Annotated in this window: 19 protein-coding genes and 2 tRNA genes; 11 read left to right on the top strand and 10 right to left on the bottom strand. The window is 63.8% G+C overall.

What is annotated here, in order from left to right:
* Positions 1-181: 181 nt before the first annotated feature.
* Positions 182-649 carry a hypothetical protein gene (locus tag AC1DE3_RS04410; protein ID WP_476852102.1) on the bottom strand — a complete coding sequence of 156 codons (468 nt, stop codon included), beginning with the start codon at positions 647-649 and terminating at the stop codon, positions 182-184.
* Between the two features lie 172 nt (positions 650-821).
* Between AC1DE3_RS04410 and AC1DE3_RS04405 the strand changes: the two genes are divergently transcribed.
* Positions 822-1,598: a DUF1499 domain-containing protein gene (locus AC1DE3_RS04405; RefSeq protein WP_476778779.1), complete on the top strand. Its 777-nt coding sequence runs from the start codon at positions 822-824 to the stop codon at positions 1,596-1,598.
* A gap of 1 nt (position 1,599) precedes the next feature.
* Here AC1DE3_RS04405 and AC1DE3_RS04400 read toward each other — a convergent pair whose 3' ends face one another.
* Entirely contained in the window at positions 1,600-2,514 is a 915-nt protein-coding gene (locus tag AC1DE3_RS04400; RefSeq protein WP_476778780.1) for an MBL fold metallo-hydrolase, read from the bottom strand.
* 150 nt (positions 2,515-2,664) lie between these two features.
* Here AC1DE3_RS04400 and AC1DE3_RS04395 point away from each other — a divergent pair, with 150 nt between their 5' ends.
* Complete coding sequence (locus AC1DE3_RS04395; RefSeq protein ID WP_476852101.1) at positions 2,665-3,288, top strand: biotin transporter BioY; 624 nt, start codon at positions 2,665-2,667, stop codon at positions 3,286-3,288.
* Positions 3,289-3,382: 94 nt separating this feature from the next.
* Here the strand turns inward: AC1DE3_RS04395 and AC1DE3_RS04390 are convergent, their stop codons facing one another.
* The 5 genes from AC1DE3_RS04390 to AC1DE3_RS04370 form a co-directional block, all read right to left on the bottom strand.
* Positions 3,383-3,520: a hypothetical protein gene (locus AC1DE3_RS04390; RefSeq protein ID WP_441511880.1), complete on the bottom strand. Its 138-nt coding sequence runs from the start codon at positions 3,518-3,520 to the stop codon at positions 3,383-3,385.
* 323 nt (positions 3,521-3,843) lie between these two features.
* A complete protein-coding gene (locus AC1DE3_RS04385) occupies positions 3,844-5,184 on the bottom strand; it encodes an HlyD family type I secretion periplasmic adaptor subunit (protein WP_476778782.1) in 1,341 nt (446 codons plus the stop codon).
* Between the two features lie 153 nt (positions 5,185-5,337).
* The gene (locus AC1DE3_RS04380) at positions 5,338-7,407 is read right to left on the bottom strand and encodes a type I secretion system permease/ATPase (protein ID WP_476852100.1); all 2,070 of its coding nucleotides are present in this window, start codon (positions 7,405-7,407) and stop codon (positions 5,338-5,340) included.
* A 30-nt stretch (positions 7,408-7,437) separates the two neighbouring features.
* On the bottom strand, positions 7,438-9,426 hold the full coding sequence (locus AC1DE3_RS04375) for a hypothetical protein (RefSeq protein WP_476852099.1): 1,989 nt from the start codon (positions 9,424-9,426) through the stop codon (positions 7,438-7,440).
* Positions 9,427-9,561: 135 nt separating this feature from the next.
* Positions 9,562-10,398 (bottom strand): hypothetical protein, encoded by an 837-nt coding sequence (locus AC1DE3_RS04370; protein WP_476852098.1) that lies wholly within the window; start codon positions 10,396-10,398, stop codon positions 9,562-9,564.
* 563 nt (positions 10,399-10,961) lie between these two features.
* Here AC1DE3_RS04370 and AC1DE3_RS04365 point away from each other — a divergent pair.
* The 3 genes from AC1DE3_RS04365 to AC1DE3_RS04355 all read left to right on the top strand — a co-directional run bounded on the left by AC1DE3_RS04365 (position 10,962) and on the right by AC1DE3_RS04355 (position 12,770).
* Positions 10,962-11,642: a transposase gene (locus AC1DE3_RS04365; RefSeq protein WP_476778786.1), complete on the top strand. Its 681-nt coding sequence runs from the start codon at positions 10,962-10,964 to the stop codon at positions 11,640-11,642.
* Between the two features lie 87 nt (positions 11,643-11,729).
* Complete coding sequence (locus tag AC1DE3_RS04360; RefSeq protein ID WP_476778787.1) at positions 11,730-12,179, top strand: hypothetical protein; 450 nt, start codon at positions 11,730-11,732, stop codon at positions 12,177-12,179.
* Positions 12,180-12,191: 12 nt separating this feature from the next.
* Positions 12,192-12,770, top strand: a complete 579-nt coding sequence (locus AC1DE3_RS04355; RefSeq protein ID WP_476778788.1) for a hypothetical protein — start codon at positions 12,192-12,194, stop codon at positions 12,768-12,770.
* Between the two features lie 735 nt (positions 12,771-13,505).
* Here the strand turns inward: AC1DE3_RS04355 and AC1DE3_RS04350 are convergent.
* Positions 13,506-13,730, bottom strand: coding sequence for a hypothetical protein (locus AC1DE3_RS04350; protein ID WP_476778789.1), 225 nt, complete (start codon positions 13,728-13,730; stop codon positions 13,506-13,508).
* A 446-nt stretch (positions 13,731-14,176) separates the two neighbouring features.
* Here AC1DE3_RS04350 and AC1DE3_RS04345 point away from each other — a divergent pair, with 446 nt between their 5' ends.
* The 4 genes from AC1DE3_RS04345 (at position 14,177) to AC1DE3_RS04330 (ending at position 17,388) form a co-directional block, all read left to right on the top strand.
* Positions 14,177-15,127, top strand: a complete 951-nt coding sequence (locus AC1DE3_RS04345; RefSeq protein ID WP_476778790.1) for a methyltransferase domain-containing protein — start codon at positions 14,177-14,179, stop codon at positions 15,125-15,127.
* Between the two features lie 312 nt (positions 15,128-15,439).
* Positions 15,440-15,634, top strand: coding sequence for a DUF4376 domain-containing protein (locus AC1DE3_RS04340; protein ID WP_441511889.1), 195 nt, complete (start codon positions 15,440-15,442; stop codon positions 15,632-15,634).
* A gap of 52 nt (positions 15,635-15,686) precedes the next feature.
* Positions 15,687-16,772 carry an acyltransferase family protein gene (locus tag AC1DE3_RS04335; RefSeq protein WP_441512212.1) on the top strand — a complete coding sequence of 362 codons (1,086 nt, stop codon included), beginning with the start codon at positions 15,687-15,689 and terminating at the stop codon, positions 16,770-16,772.
* 316 nt (positions 16,773-17,088) lie between these two features.
* Positions 17,089-17,388, top strand: coding sequence for a peptidoglycan-binding domain-containing protein (locus AC1DE3_RS04330; RefSeq protein WP_476778792.1), 300 nt, complete (start codon positions 17,089-17,091; stop codon positions 17,386-17,388).
* Between the two features lie 137 nt (positions 17,389-17,525).
* On the opposite strand, the gene AC1DE3_RS04325 is transcribed toward AC1DE3_RS04330, so the two are convergent.
* Positions 17,526-17,602, bottom strand: a tRNA-Pro gene (locus AC1DE3_RS04325).
* 147 nt (positions 17,603-17,749) lie between these two features.
* Here AC1DE3_RS04325 and AC1DE3_RS04320 point away from each other — a divergent pair.
* Positions 17,750-17,824 (top strand) — tRNA-Gln (locus tag AC1DE3_RS04320).
* Between the two features lie 23 nt (positions 17,825-17,847).
* Here the strand turns inward: AC1DE3_RS04320 and AC1DE3_RS04315 are convergent.
* Positions 17,848-18,708 carry a DUF4118 domain-containing protein gene (locus AC1DE3_RS04315; protein ID WP_441511891.1) on the bottom strand — a complete coding sequence of 287 codons (861 nt, stop codon included), beginning with the start codon at positions 18,706-18,708 and terminating at the stop codon, positions 17,848-17,850.
* A gap of 321 nt (positions 18,709-19,029) precedes the next feature.
* On the opposite strand from AC1DE3_RS04315, the gene AC1DE3_RS04310 reads away from it, so the two are divergent.
* Positions 19,030-19,305, top strand: a complete 276-nt coding sequence (locus AC1DE3_RS04310; RefSeq protein ID WP_441511892.1) for a hypothetical protein — start codon at positions 19,030-19,032, stop codon at positions 19,303-19,305.
* Positions 19,306-19,312: the final 7 nt, after the last annotated feature.

Raw genomic sequence — 19,312 nt, 5'->3', positions numbered from 1 at the left:
GCAGTTGCGCGGCATCGAGCGCCTTGCCCGAGCCGAAGGCCGGGCGCAGCAGCGAGCATTGCGTGCCGTAATTGGCGCGAACATCCCAGCCTGTGGATTTGAAGCCCTGAAGATCGGCCAGGACGGGGTCGGCGAGGCGAGTGGCGTTGGAGGTTTCGTCCGACGCCTTGACGATCGCCGTCTAGATGGCGCCGACGCTGTTGTACCAGGGCATGGTCGCGGCGAGGCTGCGCTGGGCCTTGGGCTTGCCGGCCTCGGCATAGAGGTCGGCCATCTTGGCGTCGGAGAGCTTCTGCTCCTGCTGGATGCCGGCGATCAGCTCCTTGCGGCTCGGCAAATCCGTGTCCTGCAGCTGCAAGATCGCTTCGGCGATGCGGCTGCGGCTGGTCTCCTCGATCTGCTTGAGGGCAGGGACCGGATCATCCGCGACCTGGATGCTGGTCTGCGCCTGGCCGCGGGCGGAACGGATCATGTTGCCGGCGAGGAGCAAGGCCTTGTCGGCCTCGACCAGCTCCGACAGCTGCAAATTTGTGCGCACCTCCACGATGGACTGCGCCGCCATGTAGGTCAGCGCGCCGATGCCGGGCACGCACAGGCAGGCCATGGTGGCCACGAGATAGTTCTGGATCGATGAGGGGAAGAATTTCACGGCGGGGACTCGGGGAGCGACGTGCGGCTGGGAAGGCGGTTTACGCAGGCCGAAGAGACGCCTCGGCGCGAGCCGGCCACTCTTCGCGCTCAGCTATCGCCAATTTGATTAAGATTGCGCTTAGCTTCCGCCGGCGCTTGCCTTCCTCTTCGTCCGGCGTCACCTAAAGGCGATGCATCGCCGCCTGGTCTTCGAGGAACCGGTTTCGCGCGCCGCCATCTGGAGCCGGCGGCTGGCGTGGTTTTCGCTCGCGGTGCTGATCCTGTCGCTGCTGCTCGTCCGTCTGCGCGAGCCGAGCGTCGAGGGGCTCGCGCCGGTCGCCGGTGCCTATCTCTTCGTCTTTGCGGCGCTTGGCCTGGCGATCCTGGCCTTCATCCGCATCTGGCAGTCCGGTCATCGCGGCGCCGGCATGGCGGCCTGGGCGATGCTGCTGTCGCTCGTCCTGCTGGTGCCGCTCGGCTATGTCGCGGTGAAGCTGGTGACCAAGCCGGCTCTGTCCGACGTCTCGACCGATATCGACGATCCGCCAGCCTTCAGCCGCTCGCAAGCCGCGCTGACGGCGCGCGGCGGGCGCGTGCCGCCCGACGTGCCGCCCCTGCGCCGGCGTGTGCAACGCCAAGCCTATCCCAAGGTCGTGCCCATCCTGCTGGAGATTCCGGCCGAGAGCGCCTTCGATGTCGCGCGTCGTGCCGCGAACGGGCTCGGCTGGCAGGTATTGGAGGCCACTCGGCCCGGCGGACGCAGCGGGGCGGGGCGGATCGAGGCGGTGGCGCGCGGGCGCTTCCTGCATTTCTCGGAAGACATTACCATCCGCGTCAGGCCGCGCGTCGACGGCAGCCGCATCGACATCCGCTCGGCCTCGCGGCTGGGCAGCCATGATCTCGGCGCCAATGCGGCGCGCATCGCTGCCTTCGCGGATGAGGTGGAGCTGTTGATGGATAATCGCTAGATCAGGCGAGACGGTAGCGGCTCGACAGGGCCGGCACGGCGTCGCTGGCCTGGACCGCGCCGCGCAGCACCAGATCCTCGAGCTGCGCCAGCACCGAGAGCGCCGCGGCGCCATGCAGGGCAGGAGCCAGGCCCTGATAGATCGCGGGCACCATGGCGGCGATCGTCTCGTCGCCCTGACCCAGGCGGCTGAGGACCGCCGCCTCGCGCTGGCGGCGATGCTGGACGAGCCCGCGCAGGAAACGCTGCGGCTCGGTGACGGGGCCGCCATGGCCCGGCCAGTAGCGCGCATGCTCCAGGCCGCGCAGCTTTTCGATCGAGGCCATATAGGCGGCCATCGAGCCGTCCGGCGGGGCCACGATCGAGGTCGACCAGGCCATGACGTGGTCGCCCGAGAACAGCGTCGCCTCCTCGGCCAGCGTGAAGGCCAGGTGATTGGCGGTATGGCCGGGCGTCTCGACTGCGGAGAGACTCCAGCCCGCTCCTGAAACCGTATCGCCGTCCCGCATCAGCCAGTCCGGCTCGTAACCCGTATCGGCTGCGGCATCGAGGACGCGGCCTTCGCCGGGGCCGAGTTCGCGGGAGGGGCGATGCGGCCCGCAGCCGACCACGCGCGCGCCGGTGGCCGCCTTGAGCGCCGGCACGGCGGGGGAATGGTCGCGATGGGTGTGCGTCACCACGATATGGCTCACCGTCTCGCCGCGGAGCGCGGTCAGCACGCTCTCGACATGGGCCGGGTCATCGGGGCCGGGATCGATGACCGCCACCGTGCCATGGCCGACGATGTAGGTGCAGGTGCCCGTGAAGGTCATGGGCCCGCTGTTGCGGGCGATGATGCGGCGCACCAGCGGCGACAGCCTCGCGACCTCGCCGGCCGGCGTCGTCGCGCTCCTGTCGAATTCGATCTCGTCCGCCATCTTGCCGTGCCTCGCCCGGGCCTGAGCCGATTTCGCCAGGCCGGTTACCCATTCCTGCAAAGCCTGCTCGCTTGTGAGGCTCCGTTGCATTTTCTATAGACGCAATAGCGGCCGCGGCGCGCGGTCTTTTCGGGAAAGGACGACAAGCCCATGGCCGACATGTTCCCCATGCAAGCTTCGACGCTCGCCGGCACGCTGCTTCCCGCTATGGGCAAGCGCACCGCCATGCTGCGCAATGTGGCGCTCGCCTTTGCCGGAAGCCTGCTTCTCGTCGCGGCGGCCAAGATCAAGGTGCCGTTCTGGCCCGTGCCGATGACGCTGCAGACGCTCGCGGTGCTCGGACTCGGTGCCGCCTATGGCGCGCGCTTGGGCGCCGCGACCATGGCGCTCTACATCGCCTATGGACTGGCCGGGCTGCCCGTGTTCACCAATACGCCGCCGGTGGCGGCAGGCCCGCTTTATCTCGTCGGACCGACGGGCGGCTTCCTGATCGGCTTCATCGTCGCGGCGGCGATTGCCGGCTGGGCGGCTGAGCGCGGTGCCTCGTTGCTGCGGCTCGTCGGCGGGTTGGTTCTGGCCGATCTGGCGCTCCTGGCCATCGGCTGCCTGTGGCTCGCCTTCGGCGCCCAGATGGCGGGCGGCGCGACGGGCGTCGGCTTCGCCAAGGCCTTTGCCTTTGGCGTGCAGCCCTTCCTTCTCGGCGAAGCGCTGAAGATCGCGCTCACGGTCTGCGTGGCCGGGGCGGGCTGGTCGCTGATCGGGCGGCGCGGCTGAGCTGCCTGCCTCTCAAGAGAGCAAAATCCTCAAGAAGAAAGGCCGGGGTTTCGCGCCCCGGCCTTTTCGTTTGCTGCATGCTCGTGCGCTCGCGCTAGCTTGTCGACTGGCCGCCACCACAGGTCTTGCCGTCATAGGGGCCGAAGAGCGGGGGGAAGTTCCCGCATTTGTCGCAGCCCGAGAGCGAGAGAGCGAGCCCAAGCAGGCCGGCGAGGAGGATGATGCGCTTCATGGCCCAACCGTTCGATTCGATCCGGGCCGCAATCTAGAACGGGACGGCCGCGCGCGACAGTGGCTGCGGCGACCGATGATCGCGCGGCTCAGTGGCCGATATCCGCCAGCCAGCCCAGGATGCAGAACGCCGACACGGCGATCAGGGCGATCGTTGCTTTCGCGTCGCTCGGCCAATGATGGTGCATGTTTCGACTCCGTCGCGGGAGCCGATGCAATAGTCATACCATTTAACGGGGAGGTGACGGTTTCCCCGGTGCCTGGGAGCCCGGGGAAACCGCCGTCTCGACCGCCGAGGGCGATCTCGCCGGTCGACGTTCGCAGTCAGGTTTCGCGGAAGGCCCGCGCCATGCTGTCCTTGAGCGGCTGCAGCAGGTACTCGAAGAAGGTCCGCTCGGCGGTCTGGATGTAGACATCGGCCGGCATGCCCGCGGTCGGCTGGAAGCCGGGAACGCTGGCGAGACTCTTGGCGTCGAGCCGGGCACGCACGACATAGAGATCCGGCACGCCGGGATAGGCTCGCTGCTTCTCATCGGGCAGGGCGTCGGCGGAAATATAGATGACGCGGCCACTGACCATCGGCGTGGTGCGCTGGTTCAGGGCTGTCAGCCGCACGGTGGCGAGCTGGCTGTGCTTGATCTTGTCGATGTCCTGGGGCCGGACGCGCGCCTCGATGATGAGTTCGTCCTGCAGCGAGACGATCTCCATGATGTTCTTGCCGGCCTCGATGACGCCGCCGGGCGTATGGTAGCGCAGCTTGACCACGGTGCCCCTGACCGGCGCGGCGATGGTCGACCGATCGAGGATGCCTTTTACCGTATGGATGCGCTCGCGCACGTCGTTGAGGTCGGCGCTGATGTCCTGCAACTGGTCGGAGGCGACCTTCTGAGCGTTCTTGCGCACGCCGTCGATCTGCTCGAGGGAGCGGGCGATACGCTCGCGGGAATCGCCGATATCGCCGGTGATGCGCCCGGCTTCACCGCCCAGATTGGCAGCCTGGCGCTGGAGCGAGAGCACCTCGGGCTTGCGGATGTAGCCGCGCTGCAGCAGCGCCTGCTTGCCTTCGAGCTCCTCCTTCAGCAATCGCGACTGCTGCTGGACGCCGGCCAACTGCACCCTGCTGCCGGTGATCTTCTCCTCCAGCGCGTCGATGCTCTTCTGATGAGCGGCGATCTCGCTTGCGGTGTTGTTCTGACGGGCCCGGAAAGCGATGCTCTGCGCTGCCATCAATGCGGCGATGTCGGGATCACCGCGCCTTTCGGTCAGATGCTGGGGGAAGGAGAAATCGCTGCGCCCGGCGACCTCCGCCCGGAGCCGTGCCTCGATCGCCTCCAGCCGAAAGAGCTTGAGTTCGTGGCGCCGCAACTCGGCGCGCGAGGAGGTGTCGTCGAGCTTGACCAGGGGCTGGCCGCTTTCGACGACATCGCCCTCGCGGACGAGAATTTCCCGGATCACCCCGCCTTCGAGATGCTGGATCGTCTTGTTTTGGCCGGTGGTCACGAACACGCCGGTGGCAATGACGGCGCCCGCGATCGGAGCGGTGTTGCCCCAGACACCGAAGCCCATGACCGTCACGGCGACGATGACGACGCCGCTCAACGTGGCCATGCGCGTGCTGCGCGGCACGTCCGCATACCAGGGCTGCGAGATCAATTGCCTTGCCATGAGCCCACTCCCGTCTCCTAGAGCATTTCCGCGTTCATCCGTTTCTCGGGCATGCTCTATCTCTTTGTTTTGTCGTGTCTTCTATGCGCGAACCGGCGTCCCGTCCCGCTCGCAATGCTCCAGCCTCGCGGCGATTGCCGTCGCGGGTTCCCGTCAGCGCGAGGTCGGTGCGGCACCGTCGATGCTGCGCCGCCCGACGATCAGCGGCAGAATATCGTCACGTGCTCCGATCGCCTGCACGGCGCCGTCCTTGATCATCATGATCTTGTCGACGCTGCGGAGCAGGGCAGGGCGCTGCGTGATCGCCACCATCGTCATGCCGCGCGCCTTTGCCCGCTCGAAGGCGCGCGCGAGCGCCACTTCGCCCAGCACGTCGAGATTGGAGTTCGGCTCGTCGAGCACGACAAGGCGCGGATTGCCGAAGAAGGCGCGCGCCAGACCCAGCCGCTGCTTCTGCCCGCCGGATAGCGGCGCGCCATCGATGCCGATCTGCGTCTCGTAGCCATGGGCGAATTGCGCGACCATCTCGTGGATGTCCGCGATCTCGGCAGCCTCGAAAACGTCGGCGTCGCAAGCGTCCTCGCGCATGCGGGCGATGTTGGCCTTGATGGACGCCGGGAAGAGCTGCACATCCTGCGGCAGATAGCCGACATTCTCGCCGAACTGGCGCGGATCCCAGTTGCGCTGCTCCATCCTGTCGAGGCGGACCGTGCCGGCGGTCGGCGTGATCGAGCCGACCAGCATGCGCGCCAGGGTCGACTTGCCGCAGCCGGAGGCGCCGACGATGGCGAGCGAATCTCCGGGCTCCAGGCTGAAGCTGATGCCGTTGAGGATGACCTTCTTGGTCGGCGGCGGCACGTAGAGGATGCGCTCGACATCGAGGCGGCCCTTGGGGCTCGGAAGCCTCAGGCGATCGAGGTTGAGCGGGGAGGCCTGCAGCAACGCCTTGACGCGCTGGAAGGCTGCCCGCGCATGAATGAAGTTGCGCCAGCCTTCGATCGTGCCTTCGAGCGGCGCCAACGCGCGGCCGGCGACGACGGAGGAGGCGACCACCATGCCGCCCGTCAGCTGGCCTTCGAGCGAGAGCATCGCCCCCCAGCCCAGCATCGCCACCTGCGTCCCCAGGCGAAAGAACTTGGAAGCGCCGGTCATCACGATGTTGCGGTCCTGGGCGCTGACCTGAGCCTTGAGAGATTCCGCCGTCTCCCGGCCCCACATCACGACGCCCTCGGGGATCATGCCCATGGCGTTGATGACCTGCGCGTTGCGGGACATCGCCTCCGATTGCAGATTCGCCCTGGTCGAGAAGGCGCTCGAGCGCGCGAAAGGGGCCGCCGTGAACTGCTGGTTGAGATAGGCGATCAGGAACAGCACGATCGCTGCGACGGTGACGATGTATCCGAGATGCGGATGGATCAGATAGACCGCCAGCAGATAGATCGGCGCGGTCGGCGCGTCGAGCATGGTCAGGATGACCGGGCCGGTCAGGAAGTTGCGGATCTGCTGGAGATCGGCCAGCGTCTGGAACTCACGGTTGGAGCCTGCCTGGGCCGCCTTGGCAGCCGCGGCGAGCACCGGGCCGCCAAGCCGGCTTTCCACATCGACGGCCACGCGCATCAACATGAAGCGGCGGACCATGTCGAGCAGCACATGTGCTCCGATCGCCAGCATGACGATGATCGAGAGCATTGCCAGCGTGTCGAGGCTGCGACTCGTCAGCACGCGGTCCGACATCTGGAAGAGATAGATCGGCACGGCGAGCACGAGCGTGTTCACCACGACCGAGAACACAGCCACGACCATCAGGTTGTGCCGTGCCCCGGCGAGACCCACGCCGAGAACCTGCTTGAAGTCGCGATCGCCGAGGCGCTGTTCGATCGGCGTGCCGCCGCCCGGGCCACCGCCGCCACCGCCGCCATTGCCGCCGCCTCGGCCCCTGCCGCCGTCAGGGGCCTGCTTCAGGGCGTCTGCGTCGGCCTTGGAACGCGGCGTGAGCGCCTCGGGCGCCGGCTGGCCGTCACCACGCGCATCGGCACGGACGTGGTCATTCACGCGCGGCAGCGGCGTCTCGATCCTAGGCGAAACGGTCGGGCTGTTGGTGTTGGCCGTGCTGTCGACCGTGACCGCCGACAGCCCAATCGTCGGGGGCAGGCCGATCACGCGCAGCGGTTTGGAGACGGCAGAAGGCCGCGCTGCGGAGGTTGCTTCGCTCTTCTCGGTCATGCCCCTGCCCCGTCTCTCTCGTTCTCGCTTTCAGGTCATGATGTTCGACGTCAGATGATCGTGCTGGGCCGGATCCTGCACCGGCGCATGCCGGCAGTGCGGTTCGGGCTCCTGCGTGGCGTGCTCGGCGAAGGCGATGAGCTCCGGCACGAGCGTGCTGGTGTCGTGGATCTTCACCGTGTCGCTGTCGGTGACGATGTTGACCTGGATCAGCACGGCCTCCTCATAGGCGTGGCCGCCGAGGTAGTTGGAGGTCGACATCAGCCCGGGATCGACGATGAAGGCCTCGTTGAGGGCGCTGTTGCCGCCCGCGGCTATGCCTTGCTCGGTGCCTTCCCTGGCGCTGGCCTGAATGCTCTGGTCGCCATCCACCAAGAAATTGACCTGAGTGATGACGTTCGCATCGTAGTAATCGCCGGCCACGTAGAGGATCTTCAGCGTGCCGGTGGCGCTGCCGTAGAGATGCCAGTCGGAATTCGGCGTGAGAGAGGTCGCTCCGGCGGCGAACTGGTCCATCAATTCGTGATGAGCGTCGAGCATCGGCTTGAAGGCCGCCGCGTCGTAGGTCTCGATCGATGCCTTGTTGATGAGGCTGTTGAAGCCGGTGGTGACGGTGGTGTCGTCATCCGCGTTGCCTGTGCTGTAGAGCTTGGCATAGTCCGGATCGAGCACGATATTGTACTGATAGATCCAGTCGGCGCGATGGTAGTTTCCGCCGATGACGATGACGTCATAGTCGGCAATGCCTTGGATCTTCGCGAGGTTGAGCTGCTCGTTCCCGCCGGTGCCGAGATTGAAGTAGGTGCCGGCTTCCGCCTGGACGGTTCGGTCGTTGTCATCCAGGCTGTTGAACTGGACGACCGATTTGACGTCGTAGAAGTCGCCAGAGACGACGTCGACGCTCCAATGGGGCGTGGATGCCGCGCCCTTGACGTCGATGGTCGCGTGATGGGTCACGAATTCCGCGATGTTGTGGACTTCGTTTCCAGGGGTCTCGATGACGGGGGAAAGCGTACCGGCGACGGCGACATCGACGTGGTCGTTGTCGACGAGGATGTTCATCTGAACGATCCCGCGGCTGTAGAAATAGTCGCCGCCGACCATCAACGATCCGACGGCCTCATTGGCGTCGACGATGGCGGCCGCGTTGATCTGCGTGTTGAGCCCGGTCTCGGCCAGCGTCGCGACGCCGCCCGTCGGAGCTGCGACTTCCAGCTTCGCCTCGGTGACCGTCTGGGCGGGGGGATCCTCCAGCCGCCAGGGGGCGCTGTCGAGGATGGTCGGCATGGCGGGATCGGGAGCGCCGGCGACGCCGTCGACGATCCGGCCTTCCGGAGCCGCAGGAACGGCGGTGCCTTCCGGATACGGATTCCCGGTCTGCGCCCACAGGGCGTCGCGCGCCGAAACCATCGCGATGATCTCGCCCGGCCCAGCCTCGAGCGCCTCGCTCATATTCGGGATGCCATCCGGCACGATGTCGTTGGCCTGGTGGATGAGGCTGGCGAACTGACCCTCGAGATGCAGTTCCGGCGGGATCACCGGGCTGCCGTCGGCATTGGTCACGGCGTTCGACGTCACGAGATCGCGGTCATCGGCGAGATTGACCTGCCTGAGTTGCAGGAGGGCTTCGTCGCCGCCCTGTCGATACTCGACCGTGATCGCCCGCGGGGCGGCATGGTACGGCAGGCTCTGCTCGTAGGGATCGGCAGGAAATGGCTTCAAAGGAGGCCGGAATGCGGGCAGTTCCTTGTTCGGAAGACCATGAGGATCCGGCATGGATACCAGCGCGAAGCGCGCATGCGGATCCGGGCTCGATGTTTCCCTGATCGTTGTCGGGGCCGAAGCGAGCTCGTCGAAATCGAGGCCACGTCGCGGCTCGCGCAGAAGGTCGTCGACGTCAGGAGGGAGCGGCGACGGCGTCTCGCCATCGTAGAAGCCCGACGTCCGCGCGACGGAGTTGGACAGACGCAGATAGCCAATGAACTGCCAGATCGTCTCGGTAAAGCCGCCGGCTTGCATGGCACGATCCTCCCCCGCATCAGGCTCGCATCGGGCGGGAAGATTTCAGGCGCATGTCGCGCAGGGACATGGCGGACCCGGAGCGGAAACCGCGCGGGACGTATGGCCCCGCGCGGTCGCTGATTGTGCCGGTCCTCAGAACGCGTCGTTCGCGTCCCCTCCGACCATTGTCAGGTCGACCGAGTTGAACTGGATGTTGGCCCCCATGACGATCGACTGGGTGAAGGCCTCCTGCGTGAGGTTGGCGGCCGCCGAAGCTGCGCCGATCCCGCTGAAGGTGCCGTCGTCGCCGGTGATCGAGCCGAGATGGGACTCGGCCGAGCCGCCGACGGCCCGCGCGATCATCGTGAAGTCGCCGACGCCGCCCGGGTCGCTCGAGCTCGGATCCCAGCAGGACGTCTCGGCCAGGCCACCCGCCAGACCGCTTGCACTGTAGCTCACGGACGGGTTGTTCAGCGTATCGTTGTCGGCCAGGTTGTTGACCTGATCGAGATTGAAGTTGTTGCCGCTTTCGAGGGTCTGGGTGACCACGTCCGGCATGATGATCGATTCGCTGATATCGTGGATCGTGTCGATATCGATGACATCATTGTCCGATGGCGGAAGGAGGGCCCCCGAGAGGTCAAGATCGACGTTCACGTCGACGTTCACGCAGTTGTTCACGTGATTGTCGACCTGGTTCTCGATGTGGTTGACGTTCTCGTTGAAGTTCAGGTTGCCGTTGGCGTTGAGGTTTCCGTTGCCGTTCAGGTTGAGATTGCCGTTTTCGCTCGAATTGCTGGCGGAGTTCCAGACATCGGTGTCGACGGCCTGAGCTGCATACTGAGCCTGACCCTGTGACTGGCCTTGCCCTTGCCCTTGGCCCTGGCCTTGCCCCTGACCCTGCAGCTGAGCCTGCAGTTCAGCTTGGCCCTGCAATTGGCCCTGCGTCGGATCGTCGTAGCGGCTACGCTGATTGTTGGACTGACCCATGACATGCTCCTGCGCATTCGGGAGACATCGATTGGGTCCGGCTACGCCTCTCTTCTGCGGTGCGCGGCACGGATTTGAGCGATGTCAGTGAGGATGATCGAGCACTGGATATCTTACGCGATACATGGAAGATGGTGCTCAATTTTGAATTTTGAGCCGCTTGTTACTGGAGTTTATTTCATTGTTTTTCCTTTCATTATTTTGATTTTGAAATAAATAGATATCTATGGCGTCGTCAAAATCTTGTGTGATCTTTTGAATTCGGAGGAGGTCGTATATTTCCGGATGCCTCGCCGTAATATTCGTGCTTCAGAACGTAAAACTGTAATTAATTCTGCTTATTCTTATCTAATTGCGCTATGATTGTATTTTTTCTTGAAGTTCGTTTTGTCGAACGAGTATTATTTTTCTTTCCTAAGCTCTTTCTACTGTATATAAACAGCCATGAAGGGGCTTATGGGTCAATGTGACGAATCGTTACCCTGCGTTATCGAATCCTTGAATTTTAGTGACCCAGGAGGTGGCCTCGTGACGCTTGCGGCCTTGTGTGCCGGAGATTGGCTATGCCGAACGCCGTCCGAATGCACGACGAACAGGCTGCTTTCCTCTCGCTCGAGGCATTGGTCTGGAGGGGTGCGCCGGTCTGTCCCCATTGCGCGGAAAGCAGCCGGCTCGGCCGGCTGAGCGGGCTCAGCACACCGATCGGCATGTGGAAGTGCTATGCCTGCCGCAAGCCCTTCACCGTCAGGCACGGCACGATCTTCCAGAACAGCCATGTGCCCATGCATGTCTGGCTACAAGCGCTCTATCTGTTGACGGCGACCGGAGAGCGCGTCAGTTCACAGAGGCTGGGGCAAATTCTCGGAGTGTCCGTCCGGACCGCCTGGCATCTCAAAACGAAAATCAGTGCCGGCCTGGAGTCCGCGAAGGAGCTGCCCGGCTCGTGGCTCGGCGAAAGCGCGATGAAGCGAGTCCTGCGCGAGCCGTTTCCCGACAGCCCTGCGCCGCTCCAGCCCGGGCAGGCCGTCTGCAAGGCGCGTTACGAACGCTTCCTTGCGGCGACTGCGGGCGCGGCGCAGCATCTCGACGACACCATTTTCCTGGCGGCCTTGAACAAGCTGCTGAGAAGCCGCGGCACAGGCGCCGATCCGGCGAGCGAGAGGTTGGAACAACAGCTGGAGTTGAGTCTGTTCGACGAATCCGCAGGAGGAGAGGGCGGCGCCGATGATGAGGGGCTGCGTTGACGACAAGGGTGCTGGCGCGAGCCGCCTTCATCGTCCGCGCGGCGCCGATCATTGCGGCCGGGGACTGCGGCGGAGGCACTGATCGACATGTTCTTCCCAAAGCTTCTGCAGCGCGGGGTCGAGCGATCTGACGGGGGCATCGGGCTCGTCAAGCGCTGTCGAGGGGCGCAGCATCTCAAGAAAAGCAACGGCGCCGCGCGCGCCAGCGGCGAAGGCGGGATCTTCGTGGCTGGTCAGCAGGCAGATTTCCTCCCCGATCAACTCCGGGCCGATGCCTGTGACGGCGTTCAGGACACGAGCCTGAACCGCAGCCAGCGCATGCGTGCGCATCGGCCCGCAATGGCGCTGGGCGATCAATGTAACGAGCGTCGCGAGGAAGCCGATGATCTGCGGATGAAGCCAATCGCCGGCCTGCAAGGTTGCCGTTCCGCCGTGGTCCCGGTGAAGGAACGGATCGATCGCGGCATGGGCCATGCGGCGCGCCCTGCGAATCTTGAGCAATTCGAACATGGCGCCTCCGCTCTGAGCGAAGCCTAAAGGAAACATCCGATGCGCAAGTTCTCCCGAGGACAGGCTGTCTTGCCCCCCCGGCCGGATTTCCGAGCGCTTGAAGCTGCGGCCGCGCGCCCGTCCTCCAGCCGCAGGGTAGCCTTCATGAACCTCGTAGGCGATCTGAATCTCGCCTGGTCGAACAATGAGAGCTTGTTCATCTATGTGCTGATGTGGCTGCTGGGCAGTGACGAAAAGGTCGCGGCGATTGTCTTCGCCACACTCAACACCACGCGCGCGCGGCTGGATCTGGTTCAGCGCCTGGCCAAAATCGCGCTCGCAGACAAGGGCGTGCGTGCCGAGCTCAATGAGATCGTCGAACGGTTTTCGGCGGCGACGCGGATGCGCAATGATCTCAGCCACGCGACCTTCGTTCTCGATGCGCAGGGCGAGATCACGCATACCCAGCACATGAAGGTGGAGGAAAGCCGGGGCAATCTGCGCTTCGGCGTCCGACGGGCCGTCGATGAGGCCAGGCTGGACGAAATTTCCCGCACGATCCGGGAGCTTCATGCGCTCAACCGGCGAATCTGGGATCTGATGCCGATCCTGGAAGTTGCCACGCGGGCCGACAAATAGCCGTCGAGTCGGGGTAGTTGCGGCAATCAACACCGATACGGCGATCAACGCCAACGTCTCGACGCTCGGCAACAGGCCGAGAAGAGCGACGGCGCCGACCGGCAGATCGGCGACTTCGTCGCCGAGGACGCTGCCCCAAGCTGGAGTTGGTCGGAAGCTGACGGCCTCAGCGAGCCTCAAGCGCAGTCCAGACGAAGACCCACCTGATCGCCTATGCGGCCCAGAGATGTTGGCGCAAGGAAGTTGCCGGTATCGTCGTCGGCGGCGTGCCCGCCGCCGCCGATGACTGCTCCAAGATCACGCTCGTCGGCGCCGGCGTTGCCGCAATGTCTGATCCGATTTGGTCAACGGTCGGGCATATACCGATGGCGAGCATACTCGATTGCTGCGACTACGATGCTCGCGATCAGCGGCGCAGCAGAGTCGCGCATCAACGCGGGGTTCGCCGCCTTCGCTGCAGTCGAGGACGACATAGACGCTGCCGAGATGCATTCCATGGACACGGCCGCCATCCAGCGGGCTCGCTGGCCGCGCTCGGCTATACGCTCGACGTAGACGGCAAGCCTAGACCAAGACGAAGGCCGCCTGGCGGGCGTTCGAGGAAACGTGCCCACAGCCGAGCGTTTCGGAGATCATCGCCGATTTGCCGGCGACAAACTGGCCTCAGTGACGGAATCGGCCCGGCTGCAGATGTACCGGTCGCGTCGGGATCGACGATTTCGACTGGAGCTGCGGTTACTGGCGCGAGCTGTCGGGCGTTGTTCCCGTGGTTCCCGCAGTAGGTTCCTGCGCGAGCTGTTTGGCCAACTCCTGCGCCCCAGTCCGTGTCAGGGCGATGGTGACCGACTCCGTAGTGCCCGGCGCGGTCATCAATTCGAAGCGAACTGCGATGGCGTCCGGCCCTCGGAAGACTTGGAATCCGGCCACCCGAACTGCAGGAATCTCATTGCTTTCAGCCATGGATTTTCTCCCGTTCCGAAGACGTGACAATCCACCGCTTGCGTCCTCGGAGTCAAAGGCGCGGCATCTTCCCGCCGCTGCGAAGCCAATATCCGGCACAACTCGGCAAGAGCGTCGCAGCGATACCCGTGCGAACTCGGCGTAGGCCGGGACCAATGAACTACCTGCGACACCAGCGGCTCACGCAGAGCGCAGACGGGTGTCAATCGCCAGGGCCAGCGCGCCGACGCCGGCCTTCAAAAACAACGAGCCGACTTCCTTTGCGATTTCGACAGGCATACGGCGTTGCGGCCGAGACGGGGGAATGCAGACGTACCAAGTCGAAGTGGCTAGCGTGAATTAGCAAGACTTTCCTCCGAGAGTCGATACCAAATAGGGAGACGAAGGCGGCCATCGCCGGGCCGCTGTTGGTGCGTGTCGAGATCGCGCGGACTGGCAGGGTAACGGTGAGCGGCGCGATCGAGAGGTGGGCCGTGCCTGTGCAATCTCTTGCTCACTTGGTGGGTCGCCTGCCGGCGCCGCTTCGTAAGGCGTTGCGGCGCGCCATCGGCGGCCAGGGCCATGCCCAGCACTGGACACACGCTCTCTGGGCTTGGCACCGGGCCCGGGGTGACAAACGTGTCGACCGCATAGCTCCCGGGCTCGCCGCCCTGATCCGAGACACCTGCGGCTCCGTCAATGGGCTGTCCTGCCTTGAATTCGGTAGCGGGCACCTGCTCTCGGAGGCGCTGGTCTTCTGGCTGGCCGGGGCGACACGGGTCGCAGCGGTCGACTATTATCCCCTCTTGCGTCTGCATTTCGCGCGCCGCGCCTTCACGTTGGCCGACCGCAGCGCGCTGCTGGCGGCCCTGGCGCCGGCGGCGCCGGCTGCGACCGTTACGGAACGGATCGCCCGCCTCGATCAACTCGGCCGTTGGACTCTGGAGTCGCTTTCAGAGCTGGGGATCGACTATGTTGCCCCGGCTGATTTTTCCCGGGCGACGGAATTTGCCGGCGCCTTCGACCTCATCCACTCCGCCTCCGTGCTTGAGCATCTTCCGCTCGCTGACAGCAGGGCCATCGTCGCCAACACGCAGGCCGCATTGCGCCCCGGTGGCGTTGCCCTACATGCCATCCATCTTGAGGACCATCTCGATTTCCGGCACAATCCGCTTGCCTTTCTCGCTGCGGACACGGACTGGCGGGAGGGAGACGCTGATGCGCGCGGCAATCGTCTGCGCGCGTCAGACTGGTTGAGCATCTTCCGATCACTGCCAGCTGCGCAGGTTGAGATTCTGTGGGAGTTCGTGCGAGAAGACGCTCCGCTGCCGCGCATCCTCGATCCTGTATTCGCAGGCTACGCCGAACGCGATCTGCGTATAGGTGGCATCGTGCTCTCGGTGCGCTCTGGCGACTAGGCCGCCGAGCGGTGCGCGGGCCATCCTCGCCCAGCTCCCCACGCAGTGATCTACAACCCAACGACCGATAAGCTACAGATCATGTCGCTGTCGCGGCCCGCAGCCCTCAACGTCAAGCGGTCCCAGGTCACCGCAGAGCGAGGCGGGTCGAGCCAACTCACCGGGACAGCATTATCGCCCGCGTAACCGGCTACTGTTCTGTCAGCTCATCGTTCCAGGGTGGCAGCACTTTTGCCAGCGGCGTTCTCACATTCGGCGCTGGCGATGCCGGCTTGTGGGATTTGTCGGCCCATGCTCGGAAATCATTTAGCAATGCGCCGGGTCGCGGATGGCGGCACCTATCCCGTCGACGCGGTTGCCATGGTTGCCAACAGCGATGCGGTCCAGGCACATGTGAATGGCGACTTCGCCACCTGCGCGGTTGTGAAGGACGAGATCGAGGCTGGCACAATCACGACCATGGCCGAGGTCGATGCGGCTTTCGCCGATTTACTTCCGGACAAATGAGAAGCATCATTTTGCTCAAAGCCTCAGAAAGGGCCGGGAGCGATGCAAACAAATGCTAAGCCGCAATCGTAGCCTCGACGGCCTGAGAGGCTTTGCGGTAATTCTCACATTCTTGGTCCACTTTTGTGGGACCTATATGGCGACTTTTCGGGGTGGAAACCCAAACGTTGTTCGTTTTGCCGAGTGGGAGAAGGCGCCGGACCGGCTGCTGTATTGGCTTTTTCATTCCCATCATGGCGTCTATATCTTCTTTATGCTCAGCGGCTTTCTCATCTGCCGCATCGCGCTTAAGAAGCCCTTCCGGTATGGCGCATTCGTCGGCAAGCGAATGGTGCGGGTTTACCCCGCATTCCTGCTGTCATTGATCGTTTGCGCTGCGCTGGGGCCGTTTCTTCATATCCCGCCTGCGACGTGGCAAACAGTGGGCATGAACCTTCTGTTTCTGAACGGGGTGCCATCACTGGCCGTCGCCGGAATTGTCTTTAACAACGTCACTTGGTCTCTTTTCTACGAGATGTCTTTCTATCTCGTTTTCCCCTTGGTCATTATGGCGGCGCGCTGGGCCAGCGTTCCCGTTCTGCCAGCCATTATATTCGCCGGCCTGGCCGCGTCATACTTGCCTGCGGTTGCCGGATTTTACTCCGAATTTTTCCTGTTCCTGTTTGCCGGGGCGCTAATCGCAACCCTTAGCCAAACGGCCGTAAGGGCCGTCGTCGAGGCTTTCCCCGACTACACGGTCATCACCCTCTATCTGATCATAACCAGCTTCTTTACCTTCGGCTTGTTGACGACATCTCAGTTTGTTTGGGCCTTCGCTGGGTGCGGATCGGTTATTCTCTGCAAAGCGATTGATGGGCAAAGCGCGTTGGCTCGGACCTTGGCCTGGAAACCCCTGTCCGAACTCGGCCGCATCTCCTACTCCTTCTATTTGCTCCATTCGGTTGCTATCAGTCTCGTCTTCAACTGGTGGTGGGTACTGTACATCCAGCGGTTAGGTCCGGCGGTGAATGCTGCTTATTTGGGCGCGATGGCTTTCGTGGGCTCTACGATCTTTGCCTGGATCTCCTACCAACTGGCGGAACGATTCTATTTCAAAGCTCATGCTCCGGTCGACGTTAGAGCGGCCGAGTCGGCTTAGGTCTCAACCAGCGACAGCGTAAGCAAAGAGGTCGGTGGTGCCGGACCAACTTGGCGTGCCGAAATTGAGGCAAGGATCGCCCCGATTGAGCGATTTTTGGCTAGCGGCTGATTACGAGCGGCATCGAGACGACAACGGCTACTGCGAACACGATCGCGGTCCACAACCACACCGCTGAATTTCGGGCACTGAACAGCATCGTCTCGGCCTCGCATTCCGTGGTCTGACCTAACGGAAAATAGCCCGCCGCAGCCGGCAATCCGGCTGATCTAAACCCGCCCGCCTCCGGGCGGCTTTTCCACATCCGGAGAATTCCATGGACACGACCGCCATTCCGTGGACGCTGGTCGCGCTCGGCTATTCGCTTGTCGTCGACGGCAAGCCAGGACAGAAGACGAAGGCTGCCGCCCAGGCGTTCCAGGTCTCGCATGGCCTGCATGTTGACGGCATCGATGGGTCGAGGACCGAGGCGAAACTGAGGGCGGCAGTTTCCGATAAACCGCAATTGCAACCAGTCGGCATCGATCGCGCGAAGTTCTTCGCCTTCCTGCGCTCAGGCAAGGCGCCAACCGTGCGCCTCTGGGAACGGGCTGTCCGGGCTAGCCGGACGCCGTAGGGCAGGGCACCCTCGATCGCGAAAGGCCGGCTCGGATTCGGGCCGGCTTTTTTGTTGCTTCGGCTTGAGTTTCTGTCCAGCATTGAAAAGGGGCCTTTCGGCCCCGTTCTCAGCTACTTGATATTTCTCGGGAATTTTGGTCGGAGTGGCAGGATTTGAACCTGCGACCCCCTCGTCCCGAACGAGGTGCTCTACCAGGCTGAGCCACACTCCGATTAACTGGTGGCCGGCTTATAGCCAGCACGCGGGCGCGGCGCAACAGCTCGTTTGCAGGTTGGGGATGATTTCTTGCAAAGGCCCCCAATGCCCGTCGCGAGGCGGTTGCGCATGACGACGACGCGTTCTAGAAGGCGCGACGCGTTGGGGCGTCGCCAAGTGGTAAGGCAGCGGTTTTTGGTACCGCCATTCGGAGGTTCGAATCCTCCCGCCCCAGCCAGCTTCCCTGGACGATGACATCTTTCATTTTGGGACGGCCGGCGAGATGGGCGGTCGCGAGCTCAAGGCTGCGGCCAGAAGTCGGCCCAGGACGACAATGAACAGGTCCGGGCGTTCGGGATATTCCTGCGGGTCGAATGCCAGGCACAGCACCACAGGCTGCTGATGAGGTGCTTTGATCGGCCAGAAATCGAAGCGCGAGGCGTCGAAAGGGTACAATCCCGCTCGCATAAACCGGCCTTGATCGAGCGATGATTGCGCCGCGGCCAAGTCGGTCGCGCTGGCGGCTATGGGCCCCAGAGACGAGATGATTTCAAGCCGCCCGTCTCCGGGCGTCATCACCGCCACCGAGACGTGGAACATCTCTTCAAGCGCCGCCGCGGCTCTGTTGGCCATGTCTCGAGGGTGGCTCGCTTCGGATACGGCGGAGCTGAAGGCCTGCAAAGCTTGTTCCTGCCGGAGCCGCACATTGATGGCCGTTTGCCGTCGGGCCGCCAACGACGCCAGGCCGCTCGCCATACCGCCGACGACGAGAAGCAATCCGATCGCCCAGATGTTGCCGGGATCGTTGACCTGGAACGAGAAACGCGGCGCGGTGAAGAAGAAATTATAAGCCGATGCGCCTGCCACAGCGGCGAGCATCGAGGGGCCAAAACCAAATATGATGGCAACCACGATGACGGGCAGCACGTAGACAAGCGAAAGGTTTGGAACCGACGCCACGCTTTCCAGGGCGGATGCAATCACCGTCGCCAAGGCCGTGAAAGCCAGAGCGGCGAGATAGCCGGCCGCGACCGGAAAATCGGACCGACCCCGATACGCTGCACCGGCGATGGGATCGACGGGGAGCGTATTTGCGTCCTGCATGCCTTCCGGGTTCGCCATGGCAAGCCTCCCACGATGACGGGCTGCCGCTGGCGGCCGCCACCGAGCCCGCGCTCTTGGATTTAGGATGGGGCGCATAGAGTTTCCATGTGAGAAAGCCTTATCGGAAATAGGAATTCGGTTGAGCAGGTCCGGTGGTTGCCACCATCGGCGAGAATGCTGGGACGGCCTGTCAGGGCAGGCTCGAAACGCCCGAGATCCGTCCGTCGGCGCATCGGGCCGGGCCGGGATCAGCGGCGACGCCGACATGTGCAACCCCGGGTCGATTGACTCCGTCGCTTGGTTTGTTCTTCTAATGTTCTCTTTTCGAGGATGAGAGCAATGACAGCCGAGCCGCTTGGCGAGCCGCCGGAAGCCGACGAATTCGAATGGGAGATCGTCGAGCTCGTCGACGAGTATGGAACCGAGCGGGCCGCTTTGCGGGCGACATACCAGATGTTGAAAGCGGTCCTCGCCGATGCCGATCGCGCGGTTTCGCGAGGCTTCGTGCGCGGCCTGTTCTCTCAGGGAGCGCGGCCGGCCCGCAATGCGGATGACCTGGCGAAAGGGCGAGGGGGCGCACAAAGACCACAGCCGGACCCACCCGCTTCGGGTTGAAATCCAG

The sequence above is a fragment of the Allobosea sp. 10L417 genome (assembly GCF_056395485.1).
The sequence above is the reverse complement of the archived record's forward strand: the minus strand, read 5'-3'. Positions and strand labels throughout refer to the sequence as shown.